The organism is Pseudomonas sp. FGI182, assembly GCF_000511325.1.
Classification (GTDB): domain Bacteria; phylum Pseudomonadota; class Gammaproteobacteria; order Pseudomonadales; family Pseudomonadaceae; genus Aquipseudomonas; species Aquipseudomonas putida_Z.
The window spans coordinates 1,166,819-1,191,812 of sequence record NZ_CP007012.1; the positions used below are offsets into that span (position 1 = coordinate 1,166,819).

Annotated in this window: 22 protein-coding genes; 16 read left to right on the forward strand and 6 right to left on the reverse strand. The window is 64.9% G+C overall.

Annotated elements, in window-relative coordinates:
• Window positions 1–273 precede the first annotated feature (273 nt).
• Window positions 274–537 carry a DUF3077 domain-containing protein gene (locus C163_RS05300; protein WP_025337923.1) on the reverse strand — a complete coding sequence of 88 codons (264 nt, stop codon included), beginning with the start codon at window positions 535–537 and terminating at the stop codon, window positions 274–276.
• Between the two features lie 812 nt (window positions 538–1,349).
• On the opposite strand from C163_RS05300, the gene C163_RS05305 reads away from it, so the two are divergent.
• On the forward strand, window positions 1,350–2,456 hold the full coding sequence (locus C163_RS05305; RefSeq protein WP_025337924.1) for an NADH:flavin oxidoreductase/NADH oxidase: 1,107 nt from the start codon (window positions 1,350–1,352) through the stop codon (window positions 2,454–2,456).
• A 364-nt stretch (window positions 2,457–2,820) separates the two neighbouring features.
• Here the strand turns inward: C163_RS05305 and C163_RS05310 are convergent, their stop codons facing one another.
• From C163_RS05310 to ydcS, 5 genes are all read right to left on the reverse strand, one after another.
• On the reverse strand, window positions 2,821–4,245 hold the full coding sequence (locus tag C163_RS05310; RefSeq protein ID WP_025337925.1) for a gamma-aminobutyraldehyde dehydrogenase: 1,425 nt from the start codon (window positions 4,243–4,245) through the stop codon (window positions 2,821–2,823).
• A 17-nt stretch (window positions 4,246–4,262) separates the two neighbouring features.
• Entirely contained in the window at window positions 4,263–5,069 is an 807-nt protein-coding gene (locus tag C163_RS05315) for an ABC transporter permease (RefSeq protein ID WP_025337926.1), read from the reverse strand.
• A complete protein-coding gene (locus tag C163_RS05320) occupies window positions 5,059–5,970 on the reverse strand; it encodes an ABC transporter permease (protein ID WP_025337927.1) in 912 nt (303 codons plus the stop codon). The genes C163_RS05315 and C163_RS05320 overlap by 11 nt, the downstream gene beginning before the upstream one ends.
• A gap of 1 nt (window position 5,971) precedes the next feature.
• Window positions 5,972–7,003, reverse strand: a complete 1,032-nt coding sequence (locus tag C163_RS05325) for an ABC transporter ATP-binding protein (RefSeq protein ID WP_025337928.1) — start codon at window positions 7,001–7,003, stop codon at window positions 5,972–5,974.
• A gap of 150 nt (window positions 7,004–7,153) precedes the next feature.
• Window positions 7,154–8,305, reverse strand: a complete 1,152-nt coding sequence (ydcS, locus tag C163_RS05330; protein ID WP_025337929.1) for a putative ABC transporter substrate-binding protein YdcS — start codon at window positions 8,303–8,305, stop codon at window positions 7,154–7,156.
• Between the two features lie 216 nt (window positions 8,306–8,521).
• On the opposite strand from ydcS, the gene C163_RS05335 reads away from it, so the two are divergent.
• From C163_RS05335 to C163_RS05405, 15 genes are all read left to right on the forward strand, one after another.
• Window positions 8,522–9,214 (forward strand): tellurite resistance TerB family protein, encoded by a 693-nt coding sequence (locus C163_RS05335; RefSeq protein ID WP_013971209.1) that lies wholly within the window; start codon window positions 8,522–8,524, stop codon window positions 9,212–9,214.
• A 256-nt stretch (window positions 9,215–9,470) separates the two neighbouring features.
• The gene (locus tag C163_RS05340; RefSeq protein WP_025337930.1) at window positions 9,471–11,093 is read left to right on the forward strand and encodes a methyl-accepting chemotaxis protein; all 1,623 of its coding nucleotides are present in this window, start codon (window positions 9,471–9,473) and stop codon (window positions 11,091–11,093) included.
• Window positions 11,094–11,098: 5 nt separating this feature from the next.
• Window positions 11,099–11,605, forward strand: coding sequence for a chemotaxis protein CheW (locus C163_RS05345; protein WP_025337931.1), 507 nt, complete (start codon window positions 11,099–11,101; stop codon window positions 11,603–11,605).
• Window positions 11,602–12,879 carry a protein-glutamate O-methyltransferase CheR gene (locus C163_RS05350; protein WP_025337932.1) on the forward strand — a complete coding sequence of 426 codons (1,278 nt, stop codon included), beginning with the start codon at window positions 11,602–11,604 and terminating at the stop codon, window positions 12,877–12,879. Before C163_RS05345 ends, C163_RS05350 begins: the two co-directional genes overlap by 4 nt.
• Window positions 12,876–13,538 (forward strand): chemotaxis protein CheW, encoded by a 663-nt coding sequence (locus C163_RS05355; RefSeq protein ID WP_025337933.1) that lies wholly within the window; start codon window positions 12,876–12,878, stop codon window positions 13,536–13,538. The genes C163_RS05350 and C163_RS05355 overlap by 4 nt, the downstream gene beginning before the upstream one ends.
• Complete coding sequence (locus C163_RS05360) at window positions 13,535–15,838, forward strand: hybrid sensor histidine kinase/response regulator (protein ID WP_025337934.1); 2,304 nt, start codon at window positions 13,535–13,537, stop codon at window positions 15,836–15,838. Before C163_RS05355 ends, C163_RS05360 begins: the two co-directional genes overlap by 4 nt.
• A complete protein-coding gene (gene wspF, locus C163_RS05365; RefSeq protein ID WP_025337935.1) occupies window positions 15,835–16,848 on the forward strand; it encodes a Wsp signal transduction system protein-glutamate methylesterase WspF in 1,014 nt (337 codons plus the stop codon). Before C163_RS05360 ends, wspF begins: the two co-directional genes overlap by 4 nt.
• A 51-nt stretch (window positions 16,849–16,899) precedes the next feature.
• A complete protein-coding gene (gene wspR / locus C163_RS05370) occupies window positions 16,900–17,904 on the forward strand; it encodes a Wsp signal transduction system regulator diguanylate cyclase WspR (RefSeq protein WP_025337936.1) in 1,005 nt (334 codons plus the stop codon).
• A gap of 237 nt (window positions 17,905–18,141) precedes the next feature.
• A protein-coding gene (gene prfB, locus C163_RS27040; protein WP_108480361.1) for a peptide chain release factor 2 occupies window positions 18,142–19,237 on the forward strand; the annotation gives its coding sequence in 2 pieces (ribosomal slippage) (window positions 18,142–18,213 and window positions 18,215–19,237; 1,095 coding nt in all).
• Between the two features lie 93 nt (window positions 19,238–19,330).
• Window positions 19,331–20,833, forward strand: coding sequence for a lysine--tRNA ligase (gene lysS, locus C163_RS05380; protein ID WP_013971217.1), 1,503 nt, complete (start codon window positions 19,331–19,333; stop codon window positions 20,831–20,833).
• 205 nt (window positions 20,834–21,038) lie between these two features.
• The gene (locus tag C163_RS05385; protein ID WP_025337938.1) at window positions 21,039–21,743 is read left to right on the forward strand and encodes a TetR/AcrR family transcriptional regulator; all 705 of its coding nucleotides are present in this window, start codon (window positions 21,039–21,041) and stop codon (window positions 21,741–21,743) included.
• Between the two features lie 29 nt (window positions 21,744–21,772).
• The gene (locus C163_RS05390; RefSeq protein WP_003258915.1) at window positions 21,773–22,321 is read left to right on the forward strand and encodes a hypothetical protein; all 549 of its coding nucleotides are present in this window, start codon (window positions 21,773–21,775) and stop codon (window positions 22,319–22,321) included.
• Window positions 22,322–22,456: 135 nt separating this feature from the next.
• Window positions 22,457–23,734 (forward strand): flavohemoglobin expression-modulating QEGLA motif protein, encoded by a 1,278-nt coding sequence (locus C163_RS05395; protein WP_025337939.1) that lies wholly within the window; start codon window positions 22,457–22,459, stop codon window positions 23,732–23,734.
• Window positions 23,706–24,629, forward strand: coding sequence for an alpha/beta hydrolase (locus tag C163_RS05400; protein WP_025337940.1), 924 nt, complete (start codon window positions 23,706–23,708; stop codon window positions 24,627–24,629). The genes C163_RS05395 and C163_RS05400 overlap by 29 nt, the downstream gene beginning before the upstream one ends.
• Entirely contained in the window at window positions 24,626–24,952 is a 327-nt protein-coding gene (locus C163_RS05405) for a hypothetical protein (RefSeq protein ID WP_025337941.1), read from the forward strand. The genes C163_RS05400 and C163_RS05405 overlap by 4 nt, the downstream gene beginning before the upstream one ends.
• The last annotated feature ends 42 nt before the right edge of the window (window positions 24,953–24,994 follow it).

Consider the following 24,994-nt stretch of genomic DNA (forward strand, 5'->3'; position numbering starts at 1 on the left):
GGTGAAGATCCCTGTGGGAGCGGGCATGCCCGCGAACACCGGCGAAGCCGGTGCCATCCACCGAGTCGCCTTCTTCGCGGGCACGCCCGCTCCCACAGGGCCTGCGGCGGGCTTGAGACTTGCGCTGTACCTGTAGGAGCGGGCATGCCCGCGAACACCGGCAGAGCCGGTGCCAGCCACCGAGTCGCTTGCTTCGCGGGCACGCCCGCTCCCACAATGCTCTGCGGCGGGCTTGCGAATGTGCTCTAGGTACGATCGATGATCACATCAAACTCAGCGCGCCATACCTAACTCGGCATCATCCATCAGCGCCTTGGCCATTGCACTGAGATAGTGCGCAGCCCAGATCATCATGGGCTTCTCATCCATCAGCCCGACGATGGTCAACTCCCGCACATAGCCCATCAATTCCGAAGCCTGATCACGGGCGTCTCGGCACGGAATACCCGCTTCGATGCGAAATAATGGGTGGGTCTGGTTTTCACCCTGAAAGAAAGTGGTCTTGCCGACGGTGAACTGGGTGTCTTCTGTAGTCATTTTTCTAGCAATTCCTTGAAGGTTAAAGGAGTTGCCACCGCCGTTTCCACACGAAGGGCGGCAACTGTATGCAGGGTGGAAAACCGGCCTTCAAGGAACCCGGTAGGCCAAAAGGCCTCCCGCACACAGCTGCCATTACGACAGGAACTTGAAGGTTGACCGGGTTTCCACACCCGCATCGCTGGATTTCAGCGACCTGAAAAGACTAAGTGGCAGTGTTTCCAGGAACAATCAGACGCCTGTCGACAGAACATGTAGGGTATTTCCTCAGGCTAGGTATCACCAGATCCGACTCGTAGGGGATATCTGAAATGCCTGTCAGAGGGCTTGCCTGTAGCGGCGGTCAGGGCTGCCAGGTGCCTGCCTTGAGAGTGATGTCGCCTAGGAGATCGAGCGCCGCCCGCGCGGCGCTTCGCGGGGCAAGCCCGCTCCCACATTTGTTGCAACGTGCCAAACCTGTCAGGCCATGGTTGCCCGCTTTGTTGGCCTGAGGATGTCTCCCCGTTGGCGCGGCTGCCGCCCCACATGTCTTTAGTCATGCGCCAAGGCTGACGACCATGGCCTTGCAGGCATGGCCACGTTGCAACAAATGTGGGAGCGGGCTTGCCCCGCGAAGCGCCGCGCGGGCGGCGCTCGATCTCATAGGCGCCACCACTCTCGATCCACCCCCCCCTCGCACCCCACCCGAAATCCCATGGAACCTCCCCCCCAACCATTCTGGTCTAGTCTGAAGTTATGACCGGACCTGGGCCAGGGACGTGCAATTGAGTGTCCGGGCCGGATCACCATTGGAGTCCTTGGGAGGTGCCCTCATGAGCCTGCTGCTCGAGCCTTACACCCTGCGTCAGCTGACCCTGCCCAACCGCATCGCCGTTTCGCCGATGTGCCAGTATTCCGCCGTCGATGGCCTGGCCAACGATTGGCACCTCGTCCATTTAGGCAGCCGCGCCGTGGGTGGCGCTGGCCTGGTAATCACTGAAGCCGTGGCGGTGACCGCCGATGGCCGCATCACCGCTGAAGACCTCGGCCTGTGGGACGACGCTCAGATCGCCCCGCTGCAACGCATCACCCGTTTCATCACCGCCCAGGGGGGCGTGCCCGGTATCCAGCTGGCTCACGCCGGACGCAAGGCCAGCACCTATCGCCCGTGGCTGGGCAAGCAAGGCAGCGTCAAGCTCGAAGAGGGCGGCTGGCAGCCGGTGGGCCCGTCGAAAATCGCCTTCGACCCGCAGCACACCGCGCCGCGGGAATTGAACAAGGATGAAATCGAGCAGGTGATCGCCGCCTTCGTCGCCTCGACCGAGCGCGCCCTGAAGGCCGGTTTCAAGGTGGTCGAAATCCACGCCGCCCATGGCTACCTGTTGCACCAGTTCCTGTCGCCGCTGAGCAACCAGCGTCGCGACGAGTACGGCAGTTGCTTCGAAAACCGTATCCGCCTGACCCTGGAGGTGGTCGAGGCCGTGCGCAAGGTCTGGCCTGCCGAGTTACCGCTGTTCGTGCGGGTATCGGCGACCGACTGGGTCGAGGACGGCTGGAACCCGGATGAGACCGTCGAACTGGCCCGCCGCCTGCGTGGCTTGGGCGTCGACCTGATCGACGTGTCCTCCGGCGGCACCTCGGTCAACGCCGAAATCCCCACCGGCCCGGGTTACCAGACGCGCTTCGCCGAGCGTGTGCGCAAGGAATCGGAAATCGCCACCGGCACCGTGGGCATGATCACCGAACCGGCCCAGGCCGAGCACATTCTGCGCACCGGCCAGGCCGACATCATCTTCCTCGCCCGCGAACTGCTGCGCGACCCGTACTGGCCGCTGCATGCCGACGACGACTTGGGCGGCAACAAAGCTACCTGGCCTGCGCAATACCAGCGTGCCACCAGCCGGGCCAACCCGATTCACGAGTCGGACCTGCGGGATTGACCTGACCCAAGCATTACGCGGTCGTTGTAGGAGCGGCCTTGTGTCGCGAAAGGGCTGCGAAGCGGCCCCAGGTTTCCAGCTCCGCCGCTGATATTGCCGGGGCCGCTTTGCGGCCCTTTCGCGACACAAGGCCGCTCCTACACGGTATTGCACTGCCTTTGAATGCGGCGCGGTATCTGTGGGAGCGGGCATGCCCGCGAAGAAGGCGACTCGGTGTATGGCACCGGCTTTGCCGGTGTTCGCGGGTGAACCCGCTCCCACAGAGGTCGCGCAAAATCAGGCGTTGATACTTGCTCCTGTTCTATTGGCTACTTTGCAGGAAAGCTCCTGGGCTGAGGTGCCAGTCTCAACCCAGGCTTTACCCTCAATGCTTGATCATCACATGCCGCACACAGGTGTAGTCCTCCAGCCCATACATCGACATGTCCTTGCCATACCCCGAATGCTTCTGCCCGCCATGGGGCATTTCGCTGACCAGCATGAAGTGGGTGTTCACCCACGTGCAGCCATACTGCAGGCGCGCCGCCAGGCGGTGGGCGCGGCCGGTGTCGCGGGTCCAGACCGATGAGGCCAGGCCGTAGTTGGAGTCGTTGGCCCATTCCAGTGCCTGCGCTTCGTCGTTGAAGCGGGTCACCGACACTACCGGGCCGAACACTTCGTTGCGCACGATTTCGTCGTCCTGCAGGGTGTCGGCTAGCACGGTCGGTTCGAAGAAGAAACCGTCGCCATCAATCGCCTTGCCACCGGTAATCAGGCGAATGTGCGGCTGGTCGATGGCCCGTTGCACCAGCCCTGCGACCTTGTCGCGGTGCTGGGCACTGATCAGTGGCCCCAGTTCGGTGTCCTCGGCTTCCTGCAGGCCCGGCTTGAGGCTGGCCACTGCGGCCCCCAGGCGTTCGACGAAACGCTCGTAGATGCCATCCTGCACGTACAGCCGACAGGCGGCGGTGCAGTCCTGGCCGGCGTTGTAGAAGCCGAAGGTACGGATGCCGTCGATGGCGGCATCGATGTCGGCATCGTCGAACACCAGCACCGGGGCCTTGCCGCCCAGTTCCATGTGCATGCGTTTCACGCTGTCGGCGGTGGCGCTGATGATGTGAGCGCCGGTGGGGATCGAGCCGGTCAGCGACACCATGCGCACCTTGGGGTGGTTGACCAGCGGGTTGCCGACCGTCTGGCCACGGCCGAAGAGGATGTTCAGCACCCCCGGTGGCAGCAGGTCCTGGGCCAGTTCGCCGAGGCGCAGGGCGGTCAGCGGGGTCAGCTCGGAGGGCTTGATCACCACCGTGTTGCCGGCAGCCAGGGCCGGGGCGATCTTCCACGCCAGCATCATCAACGGGTAGTTCCACGGTGCGATCGAGGCCACCACGCCCAGCGGGTCGCGGCGGATCATCGAAGTATGCCCCGGCAGGTACTCGCCGGCTGCCGAGCCACCCAGGCAGCGCGCCGCACCGGCGAAGTAGCGGAACACGTCGGCAATTGCCGGGATCTCGTCATTCAGCGCGGCGCTCAGCGGCTTGCCGCAGTTCTGCGATTCCAGTCGGGCCAGTTCATCGCCATGGCCTTCGATAGCGTCGGCCAGCGCCAGCAAGGCTTGCGAGCGTTCCTTGGGGGTGGTTTGCGACCAGCTGTCGAAGGCCTGGTCGGCGGCGCGCACGGCGCTGTCCACCTGGGCCTCGCTGGCTTCGTTGATCTGCGCCAGGGCACTGCCCAGCGCCGGGTTGAGCACGGTCCAGGCCGGGCCTTCGCCAGCGACCAGCTGGCCATTGATCAGCATCTGCGTTTGCATCGGGGACTCCTCCAGGGTCATTTGCCACTGCCCGCGACGCTTTCACCGCCACGGGTCAGGTAATAGGCGCCAAGGATCGGCAGCATGGTCACCAGCATCACCAGCATGGCGACCACGTTGGTCACCGGCACGTCGCGCGGGCGGCTGAGCTGGTTGAGCAGCCAGATCGGCAGGGTGCGTTCGTGGCCGGCAGTGAAGGTGGTGACGATGATTTCGTCGAACGACAGGGCAAAGGCCAGCATGCCACCGGCCAGCAGCGCCGAGCCGAGGTTGGGCAGGATGATGTAGCGGAAGGTCTGCCAGCCGTCGGCGCCGAGGTCCATCGAGGCTTCGATCAGGCTCTGCGAAGTACGCCGCAGGCGGGCGATCACGTTGTTGTAGACGATCACCACGCAGAACGTGGCGTGGCCGACCACGATGGTGAACACCCCGGGCTCGATCCCCAGGGTCTTGAACGCCGAGAGCAGGGCGATGCCGGTGATGATGCCAGGTAGGGCAATAGGCAGTATCAGCATCAGCGAAATGCTCTCCTTGCCGAAAAAGCTGCGCCGGTACAGCGCCGCCGAGGCCAGCGTGCCGAGCACCAGGGCGATCAGCGTGGCCAGGCAGGCCACTTGCAGTGACAGCTTGATCGCTTCCAGCACATCGGGCCGGGCGAAGGCCACGGCGAACCACTTCAGGGTAAAGCCCTTGGGCGGGAAGCTGAACGCCGCGTCTTCGGTGTTGAAGGCATACAGGAAGATGATCAGGATCGGGAAGTGCAGGAACAGCAACCCGCCCCAGGCCGCCAGGCGCAGCCCGGTCGAGGCTTTTTCAGAGTGCATCGAAGGCCCCCAGTCGCTTGACGATGGACAGGTACACCGCGATCAGCACGATCGGCACCAGGGTGAACGCGGCGGCCATCGGCATGTTGCCGATCGCCCCTTGCTGGGCATAGACCATGCTGCCGATGAAGTAGCCGGGCGGGCCGATCAGCTGCGGCACGATGAAGTCGCCCAGGGTCAGCGAGAAGGTGAAGATCGAGCCGGCGGCAATGCCCGGGATCGACAGCGGCAGTATCACCTGCACGAAGGTTTGCCCGGGCCGGGCGCCGAGGTCTGCCGAGGCTTGCAGCAGCGATGGCGGCAAGCGTTCCAGCGAGGCCTGGATCGGCAGGATCATGAACGGCAGCCAGATGTATACGAACACCATGAAGCGCCCCAGGTGCGAAGTCGACAGCGTGCTGCCGCCCACGCCCGGTACCGCCAGCACCGTTTGCAGCAGGGCATCCAGGTGCAGCTGCTGGACGAACCATTGGGCCACGCCGCCCTTGGCCAGCAGCAGGGTCCAGGCGTAGGTCTTGACGATGTAGCTGGCCCACATCGGCATCATCACCGCGATATAGAAAAACGCCTTGGTCTTGCCGCTGGTATAGCGCGCCATGTAGTAGGCGATGGGGAAGGCCAGCACCGCGCTGGCCATCGACACCGCCAGCGCCATGCCCAAGGTGCGCAGGATGATGTCGAAGTTCGACGGGTTGAACAGCGCGGCGAAATTGCCCAGGGTCAGGTCTGGGGTCACCGCCATGGTGAAGTCGTCGAAGGTATAGAAGCCCTGCCACAGCAGGTTCAGCAGCGAACCCAGGTAGATCGCGCCGAACCAGGTCAGCGGTGGGACCAGCAGCAGGGCCAGGTACAGGTTGGGGCGCCGGTACAGCAGGTTGGACAGGCCGCGCAGTGTGCTCATGTCAGCGGCCCTCGGTTTCCTGCAGCACCGTCATGGCTTCGCGGGGCCAGTGCGCCTGTACCCGTTGCCCGGTTTGCCAGGCCTGTGCCTGCGCCTGCCAGCGGTCGTTGGCCTGGCTCACCGCCAGCAGCTGGCCGCTGTCCAGTTGCAGCTCGTAGCGGGTGGCACTGCCCTGATACTGGATATCGCGCAGCTGGCCGCTGACCTGGACGTGCTGGCCGGCTGTGGCCGGGTCGCCGAGGCGGATGTGTTCGGGGCGGATGGAGAAGGGCGCCGGGCTGCCATTGAGCAACGTGGCCAGTTCGCCGCGCACAACGTTGGAGGTGCCGACGAATTCGGCGACGAAGGTGGTTGCCGGTTGCATGTAAAGGTTGCGCGGGGTGTCGACCTGCTCGATGCGGCCACGGTTGAATACTGCGACGCGATCGGACATCGACAGCGCCTCGGTCTGGTCGTGGGTGACGAAGATGAAGGTGATGCCCAGCTGGCGCTGCAGCTTTTTCAGCTCGCCCTGCATCTGTTCGCGCAACTTAAGGTCCAGCGCGCCAAGCGGCTCGTCCAGCAGCAGTACCCGTGGCCGGTTGACCAGCGCGCGGGCCAGGGCCACGCGCTGGCGCTGGCCCCCGGACAACTGCGCCGGTTTGCGCGCGCCGTAGCCGGCCAGGGCCACCATCGCCAGGGCTTCTTCGGCACGGCTGTGGCGTTCGGCCTTGGCCACGCCTTTTACCTTCAGGCCGTAGGCGATGTTGTCCAGTACGTTCATGTGCGGGAACAGGGCGTAGTCCTGGAATACGGTATTGACGTCGCGCTGGTAGGGCGGTACGCCCGCAGCCTCGACACCGTGGATGCGGATCGAACCGCTGGTGGGTTGCTCGAAGCCTGCGATCAGGCGCAGGCAGGTGGTCTTGCCCGAACCAGAGGGGCCGAGCATGGAGAAGAATTCGCCATCGATGATGTCGATGCTGACCTGGTCGACGGCCTTGACCTCGCCGAAGGTGCGGGAAACCTGGGTGAACTGGACGGCTAGGGGCATGCATAGGCTCCGGACAACTGGCTTTCTCCTGTGCTGGCCTCTTCGCGGGCATGCCCGCTCCCACAGGTAAAGCACGACCCTTACAGGTGGTGATGAACCTGTGGGAGCGGGTTCACCCGCGAAGAGGCCGGCACAGGCATTCAGGCAACCTCAGCGCCCGCCCATGATCGCAATGTAATCCTGGGTCCAGCGGCTATACGGCACGAACTTGCCGCCCTGGGCCTGCGGGGTTTTCCAGAAGGCGATCTTGTCGAAGTTGTCGAAACCGTTGGTCTTGCAGCCCTCGGCCCCCAGCAGCTCGCTGCCGGTGCAGGCCGCCGGCACCGCCGGCAACGAACCGAACCAGGCCGCCACATCACCCTGTACTTTCGGCTGCAGCGACCAGTCCATCCATTTGTAGGCACAGTTGGGGTGCTTGGCCTCGCTGTGCAGCATGGTGGTGTCGGCCCAGCCGGTCGCGCCTTCCTTGGGAATGGTCGAGGCCACGGGCTGCTTCTCGGCCTTGAGGCCATTGACCATGTAGCCCCAGGAGCTGGAGGCAACCACGCCTTCGTTCTTCACGTCGCTCATCTGCACCGTGGCGTCATGCCAGTAGCGGTGGATCAGCGGTTGCTGCTGGCGCAGCAGCTCCAGCACGGCCTTGTACTGCGCTTCGCTCAGCTCGTACGGGTCCTGGATGCCCAGCTCCGGCTTGGCCGCCTTCAGGTACAACGCCGCATCGGCGATGTAGATCGGCCCATCGTAGGCCTGCACGCGGCCCTTGTTCGGCTTGCCGTCGGGAAGGTTCTGCGGCTCGAACAGCACGCCCCAGCTGGTGGGCGCCTGCTTGAATACGTCGGTGTTGTACAGCAGCACGTTCGGCCCCCATTGGTAAGGGGTGCCGTAGACCTGCTTGTCGACCACGTACCAGCCACCGTTCCGCAGCCGTGGGTCGATGTTCTTCCAGTTGGGGATCAAGGCGGTGTTGATCGGCTGTACCCGCTTGCCCGCGATCAGCCGCAGCGAGGCATCGCCCGAGGCGGTGACCAGGTCGTAGCCGCCCTTGGTCATCAGGCTGACCATCTCGTCCGAGGTGGCGGCGGTCTTGACGCTGACCTTGCAGCCGGTTTCCTTCTCGAAGCCGGTCACCCAGTCGTAGGCCTTGTCGCTTTCACCACGCTCGATGTAGCCGGGCCAGGCGACGATGTCCAGGCGGCCCTCGCCGGGCCCCAGGGCCTTGGGCGGTTCGGCAGCCTGCAGGCTGGCGCTGGCCAGCACGGCGCAGGCGGTTGCGCCGAGCAATGCGGTCTTGTGCACTGACATGGTGTTCCCTCTTCTTGGAGATTTTGGTCGGGGCAGTCATCAAGCAAGCCGTGAAGCGATCGTCATGAACGTGGTGCGGTTAGCGCGGTATTGGCGATATCGAGTCTAGTTGGCTTTTTGCCAGCCAATGCAACATCCGGAAGCAAATCCCCCCATGGCGATCGGGCGGGCAGGGCTTAACCTGACGGTTCCCTTGGCCAACGTGGAGACCGTTTGATGAATACCCGGGGATTGCTCGACCAGTTGCTCAAGTCCGGCCAGGACTTGCTCGCCAGCCAGGCCGGCAAGGGCAGCTCTGGCAAGCCAGGCGCCAGTGCCGGCGGCCTTGGCAGCCTGCTTTCCGGTGCCGGTGGCGGCGCCCTGGCGGCGGGTGCCATGGGCTTGCTGCTGGGCAACAAGAAGGCCCGCAAATATGGCGGCAAGGCCCTTACCTATGGCGGCCTGGCCGCGCTCGGTGTGCTGGCCTACAAGGCCTACGGCAACTGGCAGGCGCGCCAGCAGGTGGCCGCCACCGAGCCACAGACCGTCGACCGCCTGCCGCCGGCCCAGGCCGAGCTGCACAGCCAGGCGGTACTGCGGGCGCTGGTGGCGGCGGCCAAGTCCGATGGCCATATCGACGAACGCGAGCGTGCGCTGATCGAGGGCGAATTCACCCGCCTGGACAACGACCGCGAGTTGCAGCACTGGCTGCATGCCGAGCTGAACAAGCCGCTGGACCCGGCCGAAGTGGCCCGCGCCGCGCAAACGCCGGAAATGGCCGCCGAGATGTACCTGGCCAGCGTGATGATGGTCGACCAGGAAAACTTCATGGAGCGCGCCTACCTGGACGAACTGGCCCGCCAGCTGCGCCTGGACCCGGCCCTGCGTCAGGAACTGGAAAGCCAGGCAAGGCTTGCCGCCGGCCAGTGATGGGGGCTGCGTTGCAGCCCATCGCCGGCAAGCCGGCTCCCACAGGGATCGCACATGGCCTGAGGTCATGCGGTCGAGGTGGGAGCCTGGCTTGCCGGCGATGGGCCGCACAGCGGCCCCAATGGCGTTGGGCACAAATGACCGGTCTGTCGGCAAGGTTACCTGGTCACCCCACATTTCAGCCGCATGAGCACTGGGCGCCTGGGCTATACTTCGGCGATTTTTCCCGCTCGTTGTGAATTCCTGAGGGCTGAATGTGAAGAACTGGACCTTGCGCCAACGGATCCTGGCAAGTTTCGCCGTGATCATCGCCATCATGCTGCTGATGATCGTGGCCGCCTACTCGCGGTTGGTGACCATCGCATCCGCCGAGCAGGCAGTGGGGACCGACAGCATTCCCGGCCTCTACTACAGCTCGATGATCCGCAGTGCCTGGGTCGACAGTTACGTCACCAGCCAGCAGCTGGTGGGGCTGTCCAACCACCGCGAATTCACCTCGGCCGACGCAGAGCTGTTCAAGAGCTTCCAGGACCGCCTGAAAGAGCACATGGCCAGCTACCAAGGCACCATTCAGGATGATGACGACCAGGCGCGCTTCGACGCCTTCATCCAGATGGAAGTCGCCTACCTCAAGATCGTCGACCAGGTGCTGGAAGCCTATCGACAGCGCAACTACGCGGAAGCCCAGCGGTTGATCACCGATGTGCTCACCCCAGCCTGGCTCGAAGGCCGCAAGCACCTGAACGAAGTGATCGAGCACAACCGCGCCTCCGCCGACACCGACACCAACGAGATCGTCAGCGCCGTGAGCACCGCCAAGGGCAGCATGATGGTTTCGCTGCTGTTGGCGATCATCGCCGCCGGTATCTGCGGCCTGTTGCTGATGCGCGCCATCACCGCGCCCATGCAGCGCATTGTCCATGCCCTCGACAAACTGCGCTCCGGCGACCTGAGCATGCGCCTGAGCCTGGACCGCAAGGACGAGTTCGGCGCCATCGAAAGCGGCTTCAACGAAATGGCCGAGGCCCTGGCCAACCTGGTGGCCCAGGCCCAGCGTTCGTCGGTGCAGGTGACCACCTCGGTGACCGAAATTGCCGCAACCTCCAAGCAACAGCAGGCCACCGCCACCGAAACGGCCGCCACCACCACCGAAATCGGCGCCACCTCGCGGGAAATCGCCGCCACTTCGCGTGACCTGGTGCGCACCATGACCGAAGTCACCTCGGCCGCCGACCAGGCCTCCAGCCTGGCCGGTTCCGGCCAGCAGGGCCTGGCACGCATGGAAGAAACCATGCACCAGGTGATGGGCGCCGCCGACCTGGTCAACGCCAAGCTGGGCATCCTCAACGAAAAGGCCAGCAACATCACCCAGATGGTGGTGACCATCGTCAAGGTCGCCGACCAGACCAACCTGCTGTCGCTCAACGCTGCCATCGAAGCGGAAAAGGCCGGCGAGTACGGCCGCGGCTTTGCCGTGGTAGCCACCGAAGTGCGCCGCCTGGCCGACCAGACCGCCGTGGCCACGTACGATATCGAGCAGATGGTGCGCGAGATCCAGTCGGCGGTGTCGGCCGGGGTCATGGGCATGGACAAGTTCTCCGAAGAAGTGCGCCGCGGCATGTTCGAGGTGCAGCAGGTGGGCGAACAGCTCAGCCAGATCATCCACCAGGTGCAGGCCCTGGCCCCACGTGTGCTGATGGTCAACGAAGGCATGCAGGCCCAGGCCACCGGTGCCGAGCAGATCAACCAGGCGCTGGCCCAGCTCAGCGATGCCAGCACCCAGACGGTCGAATCGCTGCGCCAGGCCAGTTTCGCCATCGATGAGCTGAGCCAGGTGGCCGCTGGCCTGCGTGGCGGCGTGTCGCGCTTCAAAGTCTGACTGCGATGAACGACTTGCAACCGCGCGCCGCGCGGGCGGTCAACGCCAAGGGGGCGTTGTACCTGCAGTTTCGCATCCGGGAGCAACGCTTTGCCCTGAGCGTGCACGAAGTGATCGAGGTGCTGCCGCGCCAGCCGCTCAAGCCGATCGCCAAGGCGCCTGCCTGGGTCGCAGGCATCCTTGCACACCGGGGCCTGCTGGTCCCGGTGGTCGACCTGGCGGCATTGAGCTTCGGCCAGCCGGCGGCGCAGCGCACCAGTACCCGCCTGGTGCTGGTGCACTACCGAGGTGGCCTGCAGCTTGGCCTGATCCTGGAGCAGGCCACCGAAACCCTGCGTTGCCACCCCGACGAGTTCCAGCCGTATGGCGTGGACAGCGGTGAAGCCCCGTACCTGGGGCCGGTGCGTCAGGATGAGCAGGGCTTGTTGCAGCGCATCGAAGTCAACGACCTGCTGCCCGATGCCGTGCACGAGTTGCTGTACGCGGATGATCCGACAGGGATGCCGACATGAACGAACAGCATTTTTTCCGCTTCCTGCGTGAACGCATCGGCCTGGACGTGGAGTCGGTGGGCGCGCCCATGGTCGAGCGTGCGCTGCGCCAGCGCTGCGTGGCCGTGAACGCTGCGGACCTGGATGATTACTGGCTGCACCTGCAGCAGTCGATGGATGAGCAACAGGCGCTGATCGAAGCGGTCATCGTCCCGGAAACTTGGTTCTTCCGTTACCCCGAATCCTTCACCGCCTTGGCCAGCTTGGCGCACAAGCGCCTGGCCGAGCTGGCCGGGGCGCGCCCGCTGCGTTTGCTCAGCCTGCCTTGCTCGACCGGCGAGGAACCCTATTCGTTGGCCATGGCCTTGCTAGATGCCGGTATCGCGCCGGGAGCGTTCATGATCGACGGCATGGACATCAGCCCCAGTTCCGTGGCCAAGGCCGGGCAGGCCGTGTACGGGCGCAATGCCTTCCGTGGCAGCGACCTGGGCTTTCGCGAGCGTTACTTCGATGCCCTTGAAGAAGGCCACCTCCTGCATGAGCGGGTGCGCGAGCAAGTCAGCCTGCAGGTGGGCAATGTGCTCGACCCGGCGCTGGCCAGCCGCGATGGCCTGTACGACTTCGTGTTCTGCCGCAACCTGCTGATCTATTTCGACGTGCCGACCCAACAACGGGTGTTCGAAGTGCTCAAGCGCTTGTTGCACCCACAGGGTGTGCTGTTCATCGGCCCGGCCGAAGGCAGCTTGCTGGCGCGATTGGGCATGCGCCCGCTGGGGATTGCCCAGTCGTTCGCCTACGTGCGCCAGGAGGGTGGCGGCGCTGCGCTGGCTACGCCCCCGGTCCAGCCCTTGCGGCGCACATCGCCAGCACCGGCCAAATCAGGCTATCCGTTACCGAGCGCAGCGTCGTCACCGCGCCCACTGCGGGTGCTGCCCGTGGCCGCCAAACCAGCACCAGCGCGCGAGCACAAGCGCGAGGAGGCAAGCGAGTTGCTGGCCAGCATTGCCCGGCTTGCCAATGCCGGCGCCAGCGAGCAGGCCCGTGCCGAATGCCAGCGCTACCTGGGCCAGTTCGCGCCTTCGGCGCAGGTTTACTACTGGTTGGGGCTGCTCAGCGATACCGAAGGCGATGCGCAGCAGGCATTGACCCACTATCGCAAAGCCCTGTACCTGGAACCGCAGCACCCCGAGGCGTTGGTGCACCTGGCGGCCTTGTTGGCGGCCCAGGGCGACCTGGCCGGTGCCCGGCGCCTGCAGGAGCGCGCCGCACGGGTTGGCAGGGAGTCTGAACGATGAAGGAATCCGCGATGCAATTGCTCGCCGAGGATGACGCGCACATCGACGACTGCTGGAACCGCATTGGCGTGCACGGCGACAAGCAGTGCCCGCTGCTGGAACGTCACGTTCACTGCCGCAACTGCGAGGTATATGCCGCAGCGGCCACACGCCTGCTCGACCGCTACGCGCTGATGCAGGACCACCAGGCTGCCGTGGCGCCATCGGTCGAGGAAAACACCGGCCGCTCCATGCTGCTGTTCCGCCTGGGCGAAGAGTGGCTGGCGCTGGCCACCGCCTGCCTGGCCGAAATTGCCCCGCTGCAGGCGGTGCATTCGCTGCCGCACCAGCGCTCGCGGGTGTTGCAGGGGGTGGCCAACGTGCGCGGTGCGCTGGTGCCGTGCCTGTCACTGGCCGACCTGCTGGGTGTGCAGGCCAGCGCTGCCGAGCAACGTGGCGGCCGGGCGATGCCACGCATGCTGATCCTGGCCGCGGATGGCGGGCCGGTGGTGATGGCGGTCGAGGAAATCGACGGCATTCACCGGCTCGACCCGCTGCTGCTGGGCAGCGGCCAGGACGCCTCCCACTTCACCGCAGCGGTCCTGCAATGGCGTGGCCGCAGCGTGCGGGTGCTGGACGATCAACACTTACTGTCTGCCGTGCAGCGGAGCCTGTCATGACCCCAGAGCAAATGCGCGACGCATCGTTGCTCGAACTGTTCAGCCTGGAGGCCGAGGCGCAGACCCAGGTGCTCAGCGTCGGCCTGATGGCGCTGGAGCGTAATCCCACGCAGGCCGACCAGCTCGAGGCTTGCATGCGCGCGGCCCATTCGCTGAAGGGCGCGGCGCGGATTGTCGGGGTGGACGCTGGCGTCAGCGTCGCCCACGTCATGGAGGACTGCCTGGTGGCCGCCCAGGAGGGCCGCCTGCGACTGAGCGCCGAGCATATCGACGCCCTGTTGCAGGGCACCGACCTGTTGATGCGCATCGCCACGCCTGGCGATGCCGGGGCGCAGGCGACCCTGCCGGTGTTCCTTGCGCAAATGGCCAACCTGCTCGACCCGGGGGCGGCAGCCGTGCCCCCCGCGCCACCAGCCGTGCCAGCGCTGCCGGAAGCGCCGGTGCAAACCGTGCAAGCCGAACCTTTGCCGCTGCCTGTCGAACCCTTGGAGCCTGAGCCCGAGCCCGAGCAGGCCCCACGTCGCAAGGCCGGCAAGCGCACCGGCGAAGGTACGGAGCGGGTGCTGCGGGTCACCGCCGATCGCCTCAACAGCCTGCTCGACTTGTCCAGCAAGTCGCTGGTGGAAACCCAGCGGCTCAAGCCTTACCTGGCCACCCTGCAGCGCCTCAAGCGCATGCACGGCCAGGGCATGCAGGCGCTTGATGGCCTGCGCATGCAACTGGAGGACAGTGGCCAGAGCAGCGAGGTGCTCGAAGCCCTGGCACAGACCCAGCGCCTGCTGGCGGAAACCCAGCAGATCCTGCAGCAGCAGGCTGCCGATCTGGACGAGTTCGGCTGGCAGGCCAGCCAGCGCGCACAACTGCTGTACGACACCGCGCTGGCCTGCCGGATGCGGCCGTTTGCCGATGTGCTGACCGGCCAGAGCCGCATGGTGCGCGACCTTGGCCGTTCGCTGGGCAAGCCGGTGCGGCTGTTGGTGGAAGGGGACAAGACCCAGGTCGACCGTGACGTGCTGGAAAAGCTCGAAGCACCGCTGACCCACCTGTTGCGCAATGCGGTCGACCACGGCATCGAGCTGCCCGAGCGGCGCCTGCTGGCGGGCAAGGCGGAGGAGGGGGTGATCCGCCTGCGGGCCTCGCACCAGGCCGGAATGCTCAGCCTGGAACTGATCGACGACGGTGCCGGCATCGACCTCGAGCGCCTGCGCAGCAGCATTGTCGGGCGTGCCCTGTCGCCCGCCGACACGGTGGCGCGGATGAGCGAGCAAGAGTTGCTGACGTTCCTGTTCTTGCCCGGTTTCAGCCTGCGCGACAAGGTCACCGAGGTGTCCGGGCGCGGCGTGGGCCTGGATGCGGTGCAGCACATGATCCGTGAACTGCGCGGTTCTATCGAGCTGACCCAGCTGGCCGGGCAGGGCTGCCGTTTCCACCTGCAGGTGCCACTGACCCTGTCGGTGGTGCGCAGCCTGGTGGTCGAGGTGGGCGGCGAGGCCTATGCCTTCCCGCTCGCTCATATCGAACGCACGCTGGAAGTGAGCGCCGAAGAGATCGTGCAGATCGAGGGGCGCCAGCACTTCTGGCACGAAGGCCGGCACATCGGCCTGGTCGCGGCCAGCCAACTGCTCAACCGCCCGGCCGGGCAATCGCGGGAGAGCAGCCTGCGGGTAGTGGTGATCCGCGAGCGCGAGCAACTGTACGGCGTGGCCGTGGAGCGGCTGGTGGGCGAGCGGGTGCTGGTGGTGATGCCGCTTGACCCACGGCTGGGCAAGGTGCAGGACATTTCTTCCGGCGCCTTGCTCGACGATGGCTCGGTGGTGCTGATCGTCGATGTCGAGGACCTGCTGCGCTCGGTGGAGAAACTGCTCAGCACCGGCAGCCTGGAACGCATCGAACGCGGCAGCAGCGGCGCCCGTGGCGTGGCGCGCCAGCGCATCCTGGTGGTCGACGATTCGCTGACCGTGCGAGAACTGCAGCGCAAGCTGCTCGGCAACCGTGGCTATGACGTGGCCGTGGCGGTGGATGGCATGGACGGCTGGAACGCCTTGCGTGGCGAGGACTTCGACCTGCTGATCACCGACATCGACATGCCGCGCATGGACGGCATCGAGCTGGTTACCCTGGTGCGCCGCGACCAGCGCTTGCAATCTCTGCCGGTGATGGTGGTGTCCTACAAGGACCGCGAGGAAGACCGACGGCGTGGCCTGGATGCCGGCGCCGACTACTATTTGGCAAAGGCCAGTTTCCATGACGATGCGTTGCTGGATGCTGTGGTTGAGCTGATCGGAGGTGCTCAGGGATGAAGATCGCCATCGTCAACGACATGCCCATGGCCGTGGAGGCGCTGCGCCGGGCGGTCGCCCTGGAGCCGGCGCACGAGGTGGTATGGGTGGCCAGCAATGGCGCCGAGGCGGTGCAGCGCTGCACCGAGCAGCAGCCAGACCTGATCCTCATGGACCTGATCATGCCGGTCATGGATGGCGTCGAGGCCACCCGGCGGATCATGGCCGAAACCCCATGCGCCATCGTCATCGTCACGGTCGACCGCAAGCAGAACGTGCACCGGGTGTTCGAGGCCATGGGCTATGGCGCCCTCGACGTGGTAGACACGCCGGCGCTGGGCGCGGGCGATCCCCGTGAAGCGGCGGCGCCACTGCTGCGCAAAATCCTCAATATCGGCTGGCTGATCGGCCAGCAACGTTCGCCTGCCGCCCGCCCGGTGGCCACGCCGCTGCGCGAGGCTTCCCAGCGCCGCGGCCTGGTGGCGATCGGCTCGTCGGCAGGTGGCCCGGCGGCGCTGGAAGTGTTGCTACAGGGCCTGCCGGCGGCGTTTCCGGCGGCCATCGTGCTGGTCCAGCATGTGGACCAGGTGTTTGCCGCGGGCATGGCCGAATGGCTCAGCAGCGCTGCCGGGCTGCCGGTGCGCCTGGCCCGGGAAGGCGAGCCGCCGCAGCCGGGGCAGGTGTTGCTGGCAGGCACCAATCACCACATCCGCCTGCTACAGAACGGCCAACTGGCCTACACTGCCGAACCTGTCAATGAAATTTACCGGCCCTCGATCGATGTGTTTTTCGAGAGTGTGGCGCGCTATTGGACCGGCGATGCGGTGGGCGTGTTGCTTACCGGCATGGGCCGCGATGGTGCCCAGGGCCTGAAGCTGATGCGCCAGCAGGGCTTCCTGACCATTGCCCAGGACCAGGCCAGCAGTGCGGTGTACGGGATGCCCAAGGCCGCTGCGGCGATTGATGCCGCAGTGGAAATCCGCCCGCTGGAACGCATAGCCGGGCGCTTGATGGAATTTTTCGCAAAATGACGAAGTGTATTGAATCACGCCGCCAGGCCGGCAGTGATCGGGTGAACAGGTATGAATGATTTACCGATCGAAGGTTTCACGACCCCCAACGAGAACTCGGCGATGGTGCTGCTGGTCGACGACCAGGCCATGATCGGCGAGGCGGTGCGGCGTGGCCTGGCCCATGAAGAGAACATCGACTTCCACTTCTGCGCCGACCCGCACCAGGCGGTAGCCCAGGCCGTGCGCATCAAGCCCACGGTGATTCTGCAGGACCTGATCATGCCTGGCCTGGACGGGCTGACCCTGGTGCGTGAATACCGCAACAACCCGGCGACCCAGGACATCCCGATCATCGTCCTGTCGACCAAGGAAGACCCGCTGGTCAAGAGCGCGGCCTTTGCTGCCGGGGCCAACGATTACCTGGTCAAGCTGCCGGATACCATCGAGCTGGTGGCGCGCATCCGCTATCACTCGCGTTCCTACCTTACCCTGTTGCAGCGCGACGAGGCCTACCGCGCCCTGCGCGTCAGCCAGCAGCAACTGCTCGATACCAACCTGATGCTGCAGCGGCTGATGAACTCCGATGGCCTGACCGGGTTGTCCAACCGCCGCCACTTCGACGAGTACCTGGAACTGGAATGGCGCCGGGCCATGCGTGAGCAGCAGCAGTTGTCGCTGCTGATGATCGACGTGGACTACTTCAAGGCCTACAACGACAGCTTTGGCCACCTTGCCGGTGACGAGGCCTTGCGCCAGGTGGCCGAGGCGATCCGCGGCTCGTGCTCGCGGCCGACCGACCTGCCGGCGCGCTATGGTGGTGAGGAATTCGTCCTGGTATTGCCCAACACCTCGCCGGGCGGGGCTCGCCTGGTGGCCGAGAAGCTGCGCCAGACCGTGCTCGGCCTGGGCATCCCGCACACCGCGCCGGTGCCCGACTCGTATCTGACCGTCAGCATTGGCCTGGCCACCCAGACTCCGTCCATCGGCAGCCATAGCCGGCAACTGATCTCGGCTGCGGACAAAGGCCTGTACCAGGCCAAGAATGGTGGGCGCAACCAGGTTGGTATCGCCTGACAGGGCCTGCACCGTACCCTTGTAGGAGCGGCCTTGTGTCGCGATGGGGCGCGCAGCGGCCCCGGAATTCAGCTTCGCAGCAGATACTGCAAGGGGCCGCTGCGCGCCCCATCGCGACACAAGGCCGCTCCTACACGAGTAATTGCGGCCATTCGGGCGCCCGGCGGGTCTGCCGCCCTGCGGCGGACTCGGTTATACTCGCAGGCTTTTCACCGAATTCGTGCGAGTAGCCAGCCCATGGAAATCCAACCGATCCTGAACACCATCAAGGACCTCACCGAGCGTTCCCAGTCCATTCGGGGGTATCTTTGACTACGATCACAAGCATGACCGCCTGATCGAAGTCAACCGCGAGCTGGAAGACCCCAACGTCTGGAACAAGCCCGAGTACGCCCAGGCCCTGGGCCGCGAGCGTGCCATGCTGGCCCAGGTCGTCGAGACCCTGGACAAGCTGTCCGGTGGCCTGGCCGACTGCCAGGACCTGCTCGACATGGCCGTCGAGGAAAATGACGAAGGCGCTGTCGGCGACGTCGTGACCGAACTGGAAGGCCTGGAAGAAAAACTGGCCCAGCTCGAGTTCCGTCGCATGTTCAGCGGCGAGATGGACATGAACAACGCCTACCTGGACATCCAGGCCGGCTCCGGTGGTACCGAGGCGCAGGACTGGGCCAACATCCTGCTGCGCATGTACCTGCGCTGGGCCGACAAGCGTGGTTTCGATGCCACCATCATCGAGCTTTCCGAAGGTGAAGTCGCCGGCATCAAGGGCGCCACCGTGCATATCAAGGGCGAGTACGCCTTCGGCTGGCTGCGCACCGAGATCGGCGTGCACCGCCTGGTGCGCAAGAGCCCGTTCGACTCCGGTGCCCGTCGCCACACCTCGTTCTCGGCGGTGTTCGTGTCGCCCGAGATCGACGACAAGGTCGAGATCGAGATCAACCCGGCCGACCTGCGTATCGACACCTACCGTTCCTCCGGTGCCGGTGGTCAGCACGTGAACACCACCGACTCGGCGGTGCGTATTACCCACGTACCGACCAACACCGTGGTGGCCTGCCAGAACGAACGCTCCCAGCACGCCAACAAGGACACCGCCATGAAAATGCTGCGGGCCAAGTTGTACGAGCTGGAAATGCAGAAGCGCAATGCCGCCTCGCAGGCGCTGGAAGACAGCAAGTCGGACATCGGCTGGGGCCACCAGATCCGCTCCTACGTGCTGGATGACTCGCGTATCAAGGACCTGCGTACCGGTGTCGAGCGCAGCGACTGCCAGAAGGTGCTGGACGGCGACCTCGACCAGTACCTGGAAGCGAGCCTCAAGCAGGGGCTGTAAACCGCACACAACCGCCGCGGTACCTGGCCTGGGGCCGGTATCGCGTGCCCTGCCCGAAAGGGGCACCGAACACCTGATGGAAAGAATGACGAAATGAGCGACCTCAAGACCGAAGCGCAAGACCTGCAACAGGAAGAAAACGCCCTGATCGCCCTGCGCAAGGAAAAGCTTGCCGCCGAGCGCGCCAAGGGCAATGCCTTCCCCAATGACTTCCGTCGCGACAGCTACTGCAACGACCTGCAGAAGCAGTATGCGGACAAGACCAAGGAAGAACTGGAAGCTGCAGCGATTCCGGTCAAGGTTGCCGGCCGCATCATGCTCAACCGCGGCTCGTTCATGGTCATTCAAGACATGACCGGCCGTATCCAGGTCTACGTCAACCGCAAGACCCTGCCGGAAGAAACCCTGGCCGCGGTCAAGACCTGGGACCTGGGCGACATCATCAGCGCCGAAGGCACCCTGGCCCGTTCCGGCAAGGGCGACCTGTACGTCGAAATGACCAACGTGCGCCTGCTGACCAAGTCGCTGCGCCCGCTGCCCGACAAGCACCACGGCCTGACCGACACCGAGCAGCGCTACCGCCAGCGTTACGTCGACCTGATGGTCAATGAAGAAACCCGCCACACCTTCCGTGTGCGTTCGCAGGTGATCTCGCACATCCGCAAGTTCCTCATCGAGCGCGACTTCCTCGAAGTCGAGACGCCGATGCTGCAAACCATCCCGGGTGGTGCTGCGGCCAAGCCGTTCGAAACCCACCACAACGCCCTGGACATGGCCATGTTCCTGCGTATTGCGCCGGAGCTGTACCTCAAGCGCCTGGTGGTTGGTGGCTTCGAGAAGGTGTTCGAGATCAACCGCAACTTCCGTAACGAAGGCGTTTCGACTCGTCACAACCCTGAATTCACCATGCTCGAGTTCTACCAGGCCTACGCCGACTACCGCGACAACATGGACCTCACCGAGGAACTGTTCCGCGAGCTGGCGCAGCTGGTACTGGGCACTACCGACGTGCCGTACGGCGACAAGGTGTTCCACTTCGGCGAGCCGTTCGCCCGCCTGTCGGTATTCGACTCGATCCTCAAGTACAACCCGGAGCTGACCGCTGCCGACCTGCAGGACGTCGACCGCGCCCGCGACATCGCCAAAAAGGCCGGTGCCAAGGTGCTGGGCCACGAAGGCCTCGGCAAGCTGCAGGTGATGATTTTCGAAGAGCTGGTCGAGCACAAGCTGGAGCAGCCGCACTTCATCACCGAGTACCCGTTCGAAGTGTCGCCGCTGGCCCGTCGCAACGACGACAACCCGGCTGTTACCGACCGTTTCGAGCTGTTCATCGGTGGTCGCGAGATCGCCAACGCCTACTCCGAGCTCAACGATGCCGAAGACCAGGCCGAGCGCTTCCTGGCCCAGGTGGCCGAGAAGGACGCTGGTGACGACGAAGCCATGCACTACGACGCCGACTTCGTTCGCGCCCTGGAGTACGGCATGCCGCCGACTGCAGGTGAAGGCATCGGCATCGACCGCCTGGTGATGCTGCTGACCAACTCGCCGTCGATCCGCGACGTGATCCTGTTCCCGCACATGCGTCCGCAGGCCTGAGTGAATTGAATGAGCCGCCTTTCGAGGCGGCTTTTTCTTGCCCGTACACTTGAATTGCCTGTACCGGCCCTTTCGCGGCTAAAGCCGCTCCCACAGGGACACCACTACCCTCAGGCTGGTGCGGTCCCTGTGGGAGCGGCTTTAGCCGCGAAGAGGCCGGCACTGACGAAACACTGTCCATGAGGTACCCCCCGTGACACCCGCAATGCCTCACCAGGGCGCCGCCGGCATCGCCACCGCCGTCGCCGAAAGCGTGCAATACCAAGGCCGCAAGACTGCCCGCCAGGGCAGCGAGCAGCGTCGCCAACTGATCCTCGACGCCGCCATGCGCATTGTCGTGCGCGATGGCGTACGCGGTGTGCGCCATCGCGCCGTCGCCGCCGAGGCCGGTGTGCCACTGTCGGCCACTACCTACTACTTCAAGGACATCGAGGACCTGCTCACCGATACCTTCGCCCAGTACGTCGAACGCAGCGCGGCCTACATGGCCAAGCTGTGGGCCAATACCGAGGTGGTGTTGCGCCAGTTGCTGGCCGAGGGGGACGGCAGCCCGCAGGCGCGGGCACGCCTGGCTGACGAGGTAGCGCGCATGACTGCCGACTACGTGCAGCGGCAACTGTTGAACCGCCGCGACTTCCTGATGGCCGAGCAGGCCTTCCGCCAGGAGGCGCTGCTGTGCCCGCGCCTGGCTCAACTGGTGTGCGCCCATGAACAGATCCTGCTGCATGGCACCCGCCAATTGCTGCAGGTGGTGGGCTCGCAGCAACCGGAACAGGACGCCCAAATGTTGACGGCGATTATCGAGCAGATGGAATATCAGGGCCTGCTCAAGGATGCGAACGCGCAAGCCGATGGGCAGATGCTCGCTATGCTTAGCCGATACCTGCAGCTGGTGCTGGCATCGGCCTGAGCCGAGACCGACTTTTCAAGGAGAACCTGATGAAAGCCTGGCGTGTGGTGTTGTTGACTTTGTCATTCCTGCTGCTGGGCGGTTGTCTGGTGACCTTCCACGAGCCCTTGCCGAGCAACCAGGCGGCGCCCAAGGCCCTGCTCGGCAAGTGGAGCAGCAAGGACGCCTGGGGCGAGCCGCTGAAGCTGGTGATCAGCCGTAGCGGCGGCGATGCCTACAAGGCAGTGGCCACGGCCAAGGGCAAGGCCCCCGAGGAATACGTGTTCACCGTGTCGCGCCACGGTAACCGCTGGTACCTGTCGGCTGGCGTGCCGAAGCGCCTGGGTGGCAACTTCCTGATCGGCGGTTTTGATATCGTCGATGGCAAGGAACTGGTGGTCTACAACCTGGATGTCGAGCAGGTGCAGCAGGCGGTGGACAAGAAGGAGCTGACCGGGCGCAGCACCGAGGTGCCGGAGGACAACGGCGATGGCGTGCTGATCGACAGCCCGTCGGCGCGGGTGCTGGCGTACCTGGACGACCCGGCCAACTCCGACCTGTTCGTTGAAGTGGCGCGGTTCCAGCGCTCCGGCAAATGACCGTGCTGGCTTCTTCGCGGCTAAAGCCGCTCCCACAGGGACCGCATCGGTTTCGAGCCTGATGCAGTACCTGTGGGAGCGGCTTTAGCCGCGAAGAGGCCGGTACAGGTTTCCTGTACTAGAAAGGAGTCCCCGGTGGACGAATACCAGCAAACCATCCGTGCCCTGTCCGACCGCATCGTTGCGGCACAGACCCCGATCCGGGTTCTGGACGCGGTGAAGTGGGACGACAACATCCGCCAGGGTTTCCTCAAGGCCAAGGGCAAGGAGCCGCCGGCCGTCGACCGAGCCTACTACCAGTCGCGCCCGCTGGCGTTCGATTCCAGCGCGGTCAAGGCCGAGTTCCAGGGCATCGAGCGCGACATCATTCGCCAGCTCGGCCAGTTCAACCCGGTCGGGCAGATCATGAAGCGCATGTGCCGCGAATACCGCATGGTGGTGCGCATGCTCGAAGCGCGCGGCACCGAGGATTTCGGGCTGATCTCCCAGGAGCTGTACGGCGCTGCCTCGGATGCCTTCCACGCTGGTGATCCGACCCTGGCCGACCTCGGCCTGATGCTGTCGGACTACCTGAACAACATCGATGGCCGTGGCGACCTCAAGGACGAACCGAAGAACCTCACGGCCAAGGAGGCCGTGGAAATCCTCCAGCACCGGCTGAACAAGGTGTTCGGCGAGGCCGAGGAGACCATCCGTGTGTTCGAGTCCGACGGCATCGTCGCCGATGCCGCGGCCGGGGCCGACTACATCAAGGTGCGTGCCGACGCCATGTTCAACGCCCGTGACGTGCGCGCCCTGGAGGTGCACGAAGGGCTGGTGCATGTCGGCACCACGCTCAACGGCCTGAACCAGCCGATCTGTACCTTCCTGGCCAAGGGCCCGCCCTCGTCGACGGTCACCCAGGAAGGCCTGGCCATCCTCATGGAGGTGATCGCCTTCGCCTCCTACCCCAGCCGCCTGCGCAAGCTCACCAATCGCACCCGCGCCATCCACATGGTCGAGGAGGGTGCCGATTTCATGCAGATCTACAACTTCTTCCGCGAGCAGGGGTTCGAGATGGCGCAGAGCTACAGCAACGCCAGCCGGGTGTTCCGTGGGTCGGTGCCCAATGGCCTGCCATTTACCAAGGACTTGTCCTACCTCAAAGGCTTCATCATGGTTTACAACTACATTCAGTTGGCCGTGAAGAAGGGCAAGCTCGAACAGATCCCGTTGCTGTTCTGTGGCAAGACCACCCTGGAAGACATGCGTACCCTGCGACAGCTGGTCGAGGAAGGCCTGGTCGAGCCGCCCAAGTACCTGCCCGAGCAGTTCCGCGACCTCAACGCGCTGTCGGCCTGGATGTGCTTCTCCAACTTCCTCAACCACCTGAGCCTGGACCGCATTGAAGCCGATTACGCGAACATTCTCTGAGTGCTGCCGCCTGCTGGCCCTGGGTTTGATCCTGCTGGGCCTGGGCGGTTGCAGCAGCCTGCTGTTCTATCCCGAGCGCGGCCAGCCGTTCACGCCCGAGCGGGCCAAGCTCGAGTACCGCGATGTCACCTTGACCACTGCTGATGGCATCCGCCTGCACGGCTGGTGGCTGCCGGCCAAGGCCGGGGTCGAGGTCAAGGGCACGGTGCTGCACCTGCATGGCAATGGCGGCAACCTGCCTGGGCACCTGGGCGGCAGCTACTGGCTGCCGGAGCAGGGTTACCAGGTGTTGATGATCGATTACCGCGGCTATGGCCTGTCCCAGGGCGAGCCGAGCCTGCCCGAGGTGTACCAGGACATCGCCGCGGCCATGGCCTGGCTGGAGCAGGCCCCCGAGGTCAAGGGCAAGCCGCTGGTGCTGCTGGGGCAGAGCCTTGGCGGGGCCATGGCCATTCACTACCTGGCGGCCCACCCGGAGCAGCGCCAGCGTTTCAGTGCCCTGGTGTTCGACGGTGTGCCGGCCAGTTACCGTGCGGTCGGGCGCTTTGCCCTCAGTACCTCGTGGATGACCTGGCCGCTGCAGGTGCCGCTGTCGTGGCTGGTGCCGGACGGTGACAGCGCGATCCGCTCGATCGAGCAGCTGAGCAGCCCGCCCAAGCTGTTCTTCCACAGCATCGACGACACCCTGGTGCCGATGGACAACGGCATACGCCTGTACCAGCACGCGCCAGCGCCGCGGGTGCTGCAACTGACCCGTGGTGGCCACGTGCAGACCTTCGCCGACCCGACCTGGCGCCAGGTGATGCTGCGTTTCCTCGACGACCCCAGCCATTTCAACGGCCTGCGGCGGCTGGCCGAAGTACCCAATTACCCTGACGAGAAGAACAAGCAATGAGTGAAGAACGCAACGCCATCCCGCTGATCCTGACCGGTCTCGGCAGCATCATCGTGACGGTGGGGGCATTGTGGTACTACGGTTACCTGCATTTCGCCAAGCCCGAGGATGCCCTGTTGCTGCAGGATTTCACCATGCTCAAGACCATCCCCGGCGAGGACTACAAGGTCTCGCTGGACCCGGCGCCACAAGTGGCCCAGTGCGTCGATGGCGTGCTGGTGCTGTTCGACACCCAGCAGAAAGGCCTGACCGGGGTGCTGGTGGACAACCGCAAGCGCGCGGTGCGTTGCATGGGCGAGGAAACCCCGCAGCAGGTGCAGTGAGCCATTATCTCTGCTGCCTGTGCTGGCCCTTTCGCGGCTGAA

What these genes read in the sequence shown, in the direction of transcription:
- C163_RS05300 (WP_025337923.1), bottom strand. Translation starts at nt 537, where the DNA reads ATGACTACAGAAGACACCCAGTTCACCGTCGGCAAGACCACTTTCTTT.
- C163_RS05305 (WP_025337924.1), top strand. Translation starts at nt 1,350, where the DNA reads ATGAGCCTGCTGCTCGAGCCTTACACCCTGCGTCAGCTGACCCTGCCC.
- C163_RS05310 (WP_025337925.1), bottom strand. Translation starts at nt 4,245, where the DNA reads ATGCAAACGCAGATGCTGATCAATGGCCAGCTGGTCGCTGGCGAAGGC.
- C163_RS05315 (WP_025337926.1), bottom strand. Translation starts at nt 5,069, where the DNA reads ATGCACTCTGAAAAAGCCTCGACCGGGCTGCGCCTGGCGGCCTGGGGC.
- C163_RS05320 (WP_025337927.1), bottom strand. Translation starts at nt 5,970, where the DNA reads ATGAGCACACTGCGCGGCCTGTCCAACCTGCTGTACCGGCGCCCCAAC.
- C163_RS05325 (WP_025337928.1), bottom strand. Translation starts at nt 7,003, where the DNA reads ATGCCCCTAGCCGTCCAGTTCACCCAGGTTTCCCGCACCTTCGGCGAG.
- ydcS (WP_025337929.1), bottom strand. Translation starts at nt 8,305, where the DNA reads ATGTCAGTGCACAAGACCGCATTGCTCGGCGCAACCGCCTGCGCCGTG.
- C163_RS05335 (WP_013971209.1), top strand. Translation starts at nt 8,522, where the DNA reads ATGAATACCCGGGGATTGCTCGACCAGTTGCTCAAGTCCGGCCAGGAC.
- C163_RS05345 (WP_025337931.1), top strand. Translation starts at nt 11,099, where the DNA reads ATGAACGACTTGCAACCGCGCGCCGCGCGGGCGGTCAACGCCAAGGGG.
- C163_RS05350 (WP_025337932.1), top strand. Translation starts at nt 11,602, where the DNA reads ATGAACGAACAGCATTTTTTCCGCTTCCTGCGTGAACGCATCGGCCTG.
- C163_RS05355 (WP_025337933.1), top strand. Translation starts at nt 12,876, where the DNA reads ATGAAGGAATCCGCGATGCAATTGCTCGCCGAGGATGACGCGCACATC.
- C163_RS05360 (WP_025337934.1), top strand. Translation starts at nt 13,535, where the DNA reads ATGACCCCAGAGCAAATGCGCGACGCATCGTTGCTCGAACTGTTCAGC.
- wspF (WP_025337935.1), top strand. Translation starts at nt 15,835, where the DNA reads ATGAAGATCGCCATCGTCAACGACATGCCCATGGCCGTGGAGGCGCTG.
- wspR (WP_025337936.1), top strand. Translation starts at nt 16,900, where the DNA reads ATGAATGATTTACCGATCGAAGGTTTCACGACCCCCAACGAGAACTCG.
- lysS (WP_013971217.1), top strand. Translation starts at nt 19,331, where the DNA reads ATGAGCGACCTCAAGACCGAAGCGCAAGACCTGCAACAGGAAGAAAAC.
- C163_RS05385 (WP_025337938.1), top strand. Translation starts at nt 21,039, where the DNA reads ATGCCTCACCAGGGCGCCGCCGGCATCGCCACCGCCGTCGCCGAAAGC.
- C163_RS05390 (WP_003258915.1), top strand. Translation starts at nt 21,773, where the DNA reads ATGAAAGCCTGGCGTGTGGTGTTGTTGACTTTGTCATTCCTGCTGCTG.
- C163_RS05405 (WP_025337941.1), top strand. Translation starts at nt 24,626, where the DNA reads ATGAGTGAAGAACGCAACGCCATCCCGCTGATCCTGACCGGTCTCGGC.